Source organism: Streptomyces sp. NPDC059850, from assembly GCF_042731515.1.
GTDB lineage: Bacteria > Actinomycetota > Actinomycetes > Streptomycetales > Streptomycetaceae > Streptomyces.
The window spans coordinates 1-1,208 of record NZ_JBHWJI010000156.1; the positions used below are offsets into that span (position 1 = coordinate 1).

General features: G+C 64.2%; 1 protein-coding gene. It reads left to right on the forward strand.

Annotated features, from left to right (window positions below; genetic code table 11):
- Positions 1 to 1,208 (forward strand): condensation domain-containing protein (locus ACFV9T_RS42720; protein ID WP_385449290.1); only part of this gene is annotated, 1,208 nt, incomplete at both ends.

Genomic DNA, 1,208 nt, shown 5'->3' on the forward strand with positions numbered 1-1,208 from the left:
CCTCGTTCGCCGCGTGAGGAGATCCTGTGTGGTCTGTTCGCGGATGTGTTGGGTGTGGAGCGGGTGGGGATCGATGATGGGTTCTTCGATCTGGGTGGTCATTCGCTGTTGGCGACGCGGTTGGTGGGTCGGGTGCGGTCGGTGTTGGGGGTTGAGCTGTCGATTCGGCAGTTGTTCGAGACGCCTTCGGTGGCGGGTTTGAGTCGGGTGTTGGATGGTGCGGTGGTGGGTCGTTCGGGGGTGGTGGCGCGGGTGCGTCCGGAGCGGCTTCCGTTGTCGTTCGGGCAGGAGCGGTTGTGGTTCCTGCATGGTCTGGAGGGTCCGTCGGGGACGTATAACGTGCCGATGGCGGTGCGGTTGGGCGGGGCGGTGGACCGTGTGGCGTTGCGCGCGGCTGTGGGTGATGTGGTGTCCCGGCATGAGGTGTTGCGGACGGTGTTCGCCGAGGACGCCGAGGGTGCCTTCCAGGTGGTGCTGGATCCGGGGGTTGAGGTGCCGTGGCAGGAGGAGGCGGTGTCGGAAGGGGAACTCGGGCAGCGGCTGTCGGAAGTGGCTGCACGGCCGGTTGATTTGGGTTCGGAGTTGCCGTTGCGGGTGGTGTTGTTTGAGTTGGGGTCTGAGGATTTCGTGTTGTCGTTGGTGTGTCATCACATTGCGACGGATGGGTGGTCGTTGCGTCCGTTGGTGCGGGATTTGACGGTGGCGTATGAGGCGCGGTTGCGGGGTGTGGTGCCGGTGTGGGTGGGGTTGCCGGTGCAGTATGCGGATTATGCGTTGTGGCAGCGGGAGTTTTTGGGGTCTGAGGCTGATGCGGGGAGTGTGGTGTCGGGGCAGTTGGCGTATTGGGCGGATCGGTTGGCGGGGGCTCCGGTGGAGTTGGAGTTGCCGTGGGATCGGGTGCGTCCGGCGGTGGCTTCGTATCGTGGTGCGCGGGTGGATTTTGAGGTTCCGGTGGAGTTGTCGGTGCGGTTGGCGGGGTTTGCTCGGGAGTCGCGGTCGAGTGTGTTCATGGTGTTGCAGGCGGCGTTGGCGGTGTTGTTGACGCGTTCGGGTGCGGGTGAGGACGTTCCGATCGGGACGCCGATCGCGGGTCGTGGTGATGATGCGGTGGATGACTTGGTGGGGTTGTTCATCAATACGTTGGTGTTGCGGACGGATGTGTCGGGTGATCCGACGTTCCGTGCGTTGGTGGATCGGGTTCGGGAGAC